Raw genomic sequence first — 7177 nt, forward strand, 5'->3', positions numbered from 1 at the left:
GCCGAGCTCGTCCAGCACTGGGGCCTGACCGCTCCGGCGCTGGCCGGACACGACATCGGAGGCGGCATCGTCCTGCGGGCCCATCTGGTCCACGGCGTACCGGCCGGCCGCCTCGCCCTCCTCGACGCCGCCGTCCTCGGCCCCTGGAACACCCCCTTCACCGAACACCAGCAGCGCTACGCCGAGGCGTACCGCACCATGCCGCACCACATCTTCGACGACCTCATCACCGCTCGCCTGCGCACCGCCGTCCACCGGCCGATGTCCGAGGAAATCATCGCCGCCTACCGCGCTCCCTGGGCCGGCCCCGCGGGACAGCAGCGCTGGATCGACCAGGTCTGCGCCGTCAGCAGCGAGGACACCCGACGGGCCGTCGACCGACTGGACCGGATCACCGCCCCCACCCTCGTCCTGTGGGGCGCCGAAGACACCTGGCTGCCCACCAACACAGGCGACCGACTCACCTCCGCCATCCCCCACGCCGAAAACACCACCATCCCCCATGCCGGCCACTTCCTCCCCGAAGACCAACCCCAGCGGACAGCCAACGCACTCGTGGAATTCCTCGCACGCTCACACACCCCGGCGCAGCCGCCGCCGGTCACAGCGACATGAACCCACTGAAGAGGAGGCAGCACAGGCCCGAAGGCCGGGCGGCACGCCGCCGAGCGGTCCGCCCCACGTGAGCCGAGACACGCCACGCTCCCCCACGCCGCCCCCGCCCCAGCTCCACGCCGGCAAGGGCTACGACTTCTTGCCGCCCGCAGCCGATACAGTCCCGGCGGACCGATCGAGCCGGGGGGGCAGCTTGAACAACTCAATCAGTCAGATACTGATCGCGATTCTCGGCATCGGCGGCACACTCGCAGCCGCCGTCATCACACAACGCGGCGCCGACCGCGCCAGAGCCCGCGAACTGGAACACACCAGACAACTCCAGCGGGAAGAGCGTGAGTACGCCACTCGCCAGGCCCAGCTCGAGGCGCGGCGCACGTGCTACGCCACGCTCAGCGCCGGTACCCGCGATATGGCCAACGTCATGACGAAGGTCCTCCACGCCCTGGAACAGGGCGAGATGACCGAGGAGTTGCGGTCCGAACTGGACCAGGCGCGCCGGGAGCACCGCCTGCGTCACGCCGAGGCACAGATGGTACTGCCCGACACCGTCGCGGAGACGGCCAGCACGACGAATCGCCATCTCGGCGCTCTGTACGGCCTGTTGAAGCGACTCGACGGCGGCACCGCCCAGCCAGGAGAGAACCTGGAAGCCGCCTGGGAGAGCATGGACAGGCTGTGGGAACCCTTGTGGCGAATGCGCCGTGTCATGCGTGCCGACCTCGGGATCACGGCGCCCGAAGCCCCCGACCTTGACTCGTAGGGCAACGAGCAGCTGCCAGTGGACCGCGGAAGGCGTCGGCTGCATCCCGTCGCCAGGGCCTGTCCGGTCGGCTCACGCTCTGCGTACGCTCACCCCCGCCGCGGCCAGGGCATCGGTCTCCTCCTCCGCCGCGTCCGCGTCCGTGACCACGACATGCACCGATGCGGCCGGAGCAACCACAGCCAGCGCCGTACGGGTCAGCTTCGCCCCCTCCGCCACCGCGATGATGCGACGGGAGGAGGCGATCGCCGCGCGCTTGACCGCCGCGTCGTCCAAGTCGTACGCGGTCAGGCCGTGCGCCGCGTTCAGACCGCAGCAGCCGAGCACTGCCGTATCGAAACGCAACGCCGTGACCGACGCCTCCGTCAGGGGGCCGGTCAACGCCAACTCCCCCGGCCTCGGGCGGCCGCCCGGGACGAGCAGGGTCAGTTGGGGCGCGCCGGTCAGGGCGTTCACCGCGTGCAGGGACAGCGGCATCACCGTCAGCCGGCGGCCCGCCACCGCACGGGCCACCTCCAGGCACGTCGTACCACTGTCCAGGACCACGGACTCCCCGTCCGCGAGCAGGCCGGCGACCTCGGCGGCGATGCGCCGCTTGGCGGTGGTTCCCTCCTGCGCCCGCAGTGCGAACGGCGGCTCCTCGCCGCGCAGCAGCAGGCTGCGCGCTCCTCCCCGGTAGCGCTCCAGTACCCCCTGGCCGGCCAGCGCCTCCAGGTCGCGGCGCACCGTCATCTCCGACGCGCCGGTCAGGGCGGCCAGCTCCGCGACGCCGATGTTTCCTGCCTCGCGTACCGCCTCGGTGATCAGCCTCAGTCGGTCTGTACTCGCTGTTGTTGCCACGTCTCGATAGAACAGCAATCGTGTGCGTAAATCAACCTTACGAACATTGTTTTTGTTCGGTATGTTCGTTGGATGGAGAGAACTCTGCGGCACGGCCGCGTGGCCACCTTCGCCTACTTCGCGCTGAACGGCTTCGTCCTGGGCATGTGGGTCGTCCACATCCCCGCCGTCGAACACCGCGCGGGAATCAGTCACGCGGTACTGGGCTGGCTCCTGCTTCTGCTCGGGCTCGGCGCCTTCGCCGGCATGCAGATCGCGGGCCCGCTCACCGACCGCCTCGGTGCCCGCAGGGTCGTGCCGCTCAGTGCGGCCCTGTGCAGCGCCGCCGTCGTCCTGCCCGGCCTCGCCGGCAACGTCTGGGCGCTCGGCGCGGCGCTCCTACTCCTCGGATTCGGCAACGGCTGCCTGGATGTGAGCATGAACGCCCACGCCGTCCAGGTCGAGCGAGGCTACGGACGCCCCGTCATGTCCGCCTTCCACGCCACCTTCTCCATCGGCGGGGTACTCGCGGCGCTGGTCGGAGCCCGCACGCTCAGCTGGGGCTGGAGCCCCGCCGCCACCCTCGGCGCGGTAGCCGTACTCGGACTCGCCATCGCCGCACCGGCCGCGGCCGGACTGCTGCGGTCCGCACCGGCAACCTTCGGTGAGACGGAAATCTCCGATGCGAAGGAGACCTCCGAGCCCACGGGAGCGGCGCGCCGCGACCGGACCCCCCGGCGCATCTGGCTCCTGGCCGCGCTCGCGCTGATGCTCATGCTCTGCGAAGGGGTGGCCAACGACTGGAGTGTGCTGCACCTGCGGGACGTACTGGACGCGCCGCCCGCCACCGCCGCGCTCGCCTACGGTGCGTTCTCCACCACCATGACCATCGGCCGGCTGCTCGCCGACCGCGTGGCCGGACGGTTCGGTGCGGTGGCCGTCCTGCGATACGGAGCCGGGCTGGCCGCGCTCGGCATGACGATCGCGGCGCTCTCGCCCTGGATCCCGGCCGCCCTGGCGGGCTGGGCCCTCTTCGGAGCCGGCCTCTCCGGCTGTATCCCCCAGCTGTTCAGCGCCGCCGGCCACGCCGACCAGGACGCGGCCGGCGTCAACGTCTCCCGCGTCGCCGGCCTCGGCTACCTCGGCATGCTCGCCGGCCCCGCGGTCATCGGACCGCTGACCCACCTCGCCCCGCTCAACCTCACCTTTTTCCTGCCCGTCGCCCTGTGCGCCATCGCCGCCTGCACGGCAGCCGTACTGCGCACTCCGGCGCCGGTGACACGGCGAGTGGAGGCCGAGACGGTATGAACCGGATGGCCGCGGAGGCCGAGGCTGTATGGCCGAGGCCGCATGACCGAGGCCGCATGACCGAGGCCGCATGACCGAGGCCGTAGGGCCCCGCGCTCGGTCAGCGGGACTCCGGCTTCGGCTCGGCAGCGGCCCGCTCCGCGTTCTTCTCCTTGATGCGGGCCGCTTCCTTCCGCACCTCCGCCTGCGTGGCGCGCTCCTTCTGCAGCCACTCCGGAAGCTCCTGCTTCAGCGCGTCGATCTGCTCCGTGGTCAACGCCTCGGTGATGCCGCCTCGCGCGAGACCCGAAATGGAGATGCCCAGCTTCGCCGCGACCACGGGCCGGGGGTGCGGGCCGTTGCGCCGCAGGTCCTGCAGCCACGCGGGCGGATCGGCCTGCAACGCGTTCAGCTCGGCGCGCGAAACAACACCCTCCTGGAACTCGGCGGGCGTGGCGGGGAGGTACACACCCAGCTTCTTTGCCGCGGTGGCAGGCTTCATCGTCTGGGTGGTCTGGTGCGACGTCATGTGTCAAGGGTATCGATCGTGTGCACTGCCTTTGACCACGCCCGGTAACCTGGCCAGGTGACAGGCTCGGATGCATCCCCTTCGTTCCGGCTCGCTTACGTACCAGGAGTGACACCCGCCAAATGGGTGCGGATCTGGAACGAGCGGCTTCCGGACACCCCGCTGACCCTGCTCCAGGTGCCCGCAGCCGAGGCGTGCGACCTCCTGCGGAGCGGCGACGCGGACGCGGGTTTCGTACGGCTGCCGGTCGACCGTACGTACTTCAGCGCGATCCCCCTCTACACCGAGACCACCGTGGTCGTGATCCCGAAGGATCATCTGATCGCGGCGGCGGACGAGGTGTCCGTCGAGGATCTCGCCGACGAGGTCGTACTGCATCCCCTCGACGACACCCTCGACTGGGAGAGCCTGCCGGGGCAGCCCGCGTTCGAGCGCCCCGCCACGACGGCGGACGCCATTGAGCTGGTCGCGGCGGGCATCGGTGTCCTCGTCGTCCCGCAGTCGCTCGCCCGCCTCCATCACCGCCGGGACCTCACGTACCGGCCGGTCACCGATGCCCCCGTGTCGGACGTGGCGCTGTCGTGGCCGGAGGAGCGGACCACCGACCAGGTGGAGGACTTCATCGGGATCGTCCGCGGGCGGACGGTCAACAGCACGCGCGGGCGCTCCTCCGCCTCGGCCGCGGCCCCTGCCGACGCGCGGCGGAAGCCGGCGGCCGGCAAGTCGGCCGGTAAGCCGGCCGGCAAGAGCTCTCGGAGCGGTTCCGGCCGCCCCCAGGGCGCCGGCGGCACGAAGCGGGCCGGTGGCGCCAAGGGAGGCAGTGGCACCAAGGGAGGCAGTGGCACGAAGGGTGCCAAGCGCGGTAAGCCTCGCCGTCGGTCGTGACCTCGGGCGGCTGCGCAGCGTAGACACCTCTCAGGAGCGGGTACCGCTCAGCGCGTGACCGTGTGCCGCTCATCGGGGACGCAGTGCGTCCTGGTGAGGCCGGCGACGTCCCGCGGCGGATTGTCGCCGAGGTTCGCCAGCCGCTTGCGGTCCTCGTCCGTCAGGTCCTGGCATGAAGTCGAAGATCCGGGCCGGCTTCTGTTCGTGCGATACGGGATCGGGCTTGAGGGCGTGGATGACGTCCGGGAACCCGATGGCGTCCCGGATGAAGAACACCCCGAGACTGTTGCCGACGAGGTCCCAGTTGCCGTCCTCGGTGTAGAACTTCACCGCGAATCCACGCGGGTCACGGGCCGTCTCGGACGAGTCCCGGCCGCCGATCACCGTCGAGAAACGTACGGCCACATCGGTGCGCTTCCCGCGCTCCTGGAACAGCTTTGCCCTGTTGTACCGGTGCCGATTCCGCCGATGCTCGAGTGCCACTGGCGAGCACCGAGCACCGGCGGAAATCCGGCGAAGCCATCCTGCATCCTGCCAGCGCCTGCGGCCTACGGGCCGGTGCGCAGCAATCTCGACGTGTTTCCCGGAAGGAAAATCATCCGGATGGAGCGGGGGCCATCATCAGCTGAGCGGATGGCCGGCCGCACCGGAAGACATCTCCCTCACTCACGACCCGGCTGCCGGGCGGGAGCCCGCAGGGCGGAAGACGCAGATCTGGGTGCCGGTCGCGGCAGTTGTGGAGGAGACCAGTTCCAGCGGGCGGGCCTGCCCGTCCTCCGGGAAGAGCCGCTTGCCGCCGCCGAGGAGTACCGGCTCGATCATCAGCCGGTACTCGTCGACCAGGTCGTGCTCGATCAGGGTGCGGGCGAGGCTCGGGCTGCCCATGACCTGCACGTCGCCGCCTTGCGCGGCGCGCAGTCCGGCGACGGTGTCGAGAAGGTCACCGGGCCGCACCAGGTTCGAGTGGTGCCACGACAGGTCCGCCGGCGACAGGGTCCCCGAGACGACGTACTTCGTGATCTCGTTCATGCGGTCGGCGAAGGGGTCCCCCGCCCGTTCGGGCCAGGCGGCGGCCATGCCCTGCCAAGTGCGGCGCCCGAACAGGAGCGCCTCCGTGGCCGACATGGTCTCGTCGATCGCAGCGCCCATGCCCTCCGGGTCGAAGTACGGCATGGACCACCCGCCGTGCGCGAAACCGCCGTCGGTGTCCTCCTTCTCCCCGCCGGGGGCCTGCACGACGCCGTCCAGGCTCATGAAGTCACTCAGTACGATTCGCATTTCCCTGGCTCCTCGCAACTCCGCAGTGAATGGCGGGCGTCCGGCCGGCAGACCGCCAATGCGCCCGCCACCGGCCGTCCGGGCCGACGCCGGAACGACGGAACATCCGCCGGTCGGTGCGCGCATGGGAAACACGCTAGCGGCGACCACTGACAACGGCCGGACGGCCGGGCCGGGGCCCTGCTCTCACTGCTCGGCGGGGGCTCCGACTCGTGCGGCGAGGCGGCGGCAGGCGCGGGAGATGAGCCGGGAGACGTGCATCTGGGACATGCCGAACTGTTCGGCTATGCGGCTCTGGGTCATGTCGCGGAAGAACCGCATGTAGAGGATCTGCCGGTCGCGCTCCGGCAGGGCCTCCAGTTCGGGCTTGACCGTCTGGCGGTCGATGACCAGGTCGAAGCCGGACTCGGTCTCCCCGAGCGTGTCCTGGAGGGAGTAACCGTCGTCGGCGCCGGTCAGTTCGGCGTCCAGAGACAGCGTGGTGAAGCTCTCCAGAGCCTGGCTGCCGAGCCGGACCTCTTCCTCGGTCATCCCGGTGTGCTCGGCGATTTCCTGGTGGGAGGGCCCGTGGTCGTCCACGCTGCGGGTGAGCTCCTGCCGGGCGGTGCGTACCCGGTTACGCAGTTCCTGTACGCGGCGCGGGACGTGCACTCCCCACAGGTTGTCGCGGAAGTGCCGCTTGATCTCGCCGGTGATGGTGGGAATGGCGTAACTCTCGAAGGCGGTGCCGTGGTCCGGGTCGTAACCGTTGACGGCCTTCACCAGGCCCAGGGCCGCGATCTGCTGCAGGTCCTCGACCGTCTCGCCGCGGTTGCGGAAGCGCAGCGCGAGGCGCTCGGCCATCGGCATCCACGCGCAGACCAGTCGCTGGGAGAGGTCCTCGCGGTCGGGGCCGTCGGGCAGGGTGGCCAGGCGGCGGAAGTCGGCTTCCGTGTCCGGGGCGTCATGGTGCGGGTGCCGTCCACGACGGCGCGGGGCGGGGGTGGTCTCGCGCTGCCGGC

General features: G+C 70.6%; 8 protein-coding genes and 1 pseudogene. 4 read left to right on the forward strand and 5 right to left on the reverse strand.

The window, feature by feature from the left end:
* The coding region (locus tag CCS38_RS01805; protein WP_223731408.1) for an alpha/beta fold hydrolase at positions 1 to 615 on the forward strand (615 nt) is incomplete at its 5' end.
* A 193-nt stretch (positions 616 to 808) separates the two neighbouring features.
* Positions 809 to 1378: a hypothetical protein gene (locus tag CCS38_RS01810; RefSeq protein ID WP_223731409.1), complete on the forward strand. Its 570-nt coding sequence runs from the start codon at positions 809 to 811 to the stop codon at positions 1376 to 1378.
* A 72-nt stretch (positions 1379 to 1450) separates the two neighbouring features.
* Here the strand turns inward: CCS38_RS01810 and CCS38_RS01815 are convergent, their stop codons facing one another.
* Positions 1451 to 2218: a DeoR/GlpR family DNA-binding transcription regulator gene (locus tag CCS38_RS01815; RefSeq protein ID WP_223731410.1), complete on the reverse strand. Its 768-nt coding sequence runs from the start codon at positions 2216 to 2218 to the stop codon at positions 1451 to 1453.
* A 72-nt stretch (positions 2219 to 2290) separates the two neighbouring features.
* Between CCS38_RS01815 and CCS38_RS01820 the strand changes: the two genes are divergently transcribed.
* Positions 2291 to 3505, forward strand: coding sequence for an MFS transporter (locus CCS38_RS01820; RefSeq protein ID WP_223731411.1), 1215 nt, complete (start codon positions 2291 to 2293; stop codon positions 3503 to 3505).
* Positions 3506 to 3605: 100 nt separating this feature from the next.
* Here the strand turns inward: CCS38_RS01820 and CCS38_RS01825 are convergent, their stop codons facing one another.
* Positions 3606 to 4013 carry a DUF5997 family protein gene (locus tag CCS38_RS01825; RefSeq protein ID WP_223731412.1) on the reverse strand — a complete coding sequence of 136 codons (408 nt, stop codon included), beginning with the start codon at positions 4011 to 4013 and terminating at the stop codon, positions 3606 to 3608.
* A 57-nt stretch (positions 4014 to 4070) separates the two neighbouring features.
* On the opposite strand from CCS38_RS01825, the gene CCS38_RS01830 reads away from it, so the two are divergent.
* A complete protein-coding gene (locus CCS38_RS01830; protein ID WP_223731413.1) occupies positions 4071 to 4898 on the forward strand; it encodes a LysR family transcriptional regulator substrate-binding protein in 828 nt (275 codons plus the stop codon).
* A gap of 171 nt (positions 4899 to 5069) precedes the next feature.
* On the opposite strand, the pseudogene CCS38_RS01835 reads toward CCS38_RS01830, so the two are convergent.
* The 3 genes and pseudogenes from CCS38_RS01835 to CCS38_RS01845 form a co-directional block, all read right to left on the reverse strand.
* A pseudogene (locus CCS38_RS01835) lies at positions 5070 to 5408 on the reverse strand (catalase); the annotation flags it as partial.
* 156 nt (positions 5409 to 5564) lie between these two features.
* Entirely contained in the window at positions 5565 to 6176 is a 612-nt protein-coding gene (locus tag CCS38_RS01840; RefSeq protein ID WP_223731414.1) for a dihydrofolate reductase family protein, read from the reverse strand.
* 186 nt (positions 6177 to 6362) lie between these two features.
* The coding region (locus CCS38_RS01845; RefSeq protein WP_223731415.1) for a SigB/SigF/SigG family RNA polymerase sigma factor at positions 6363 to 7177 on the reverse strand (815 nt) is incomplete at its 5' end.

Origin of the sequence: Streptomyces purpurogeneiscleroticus (assembly GCF_020024005.1) — a bacterium.
Lineage (GTDB): Bacteria > Actinomycetota > Actinomycetes > Streptomycetales > Streptomycetaceae > Streptomyces > Streptomyces purpurogeneiscleroticus.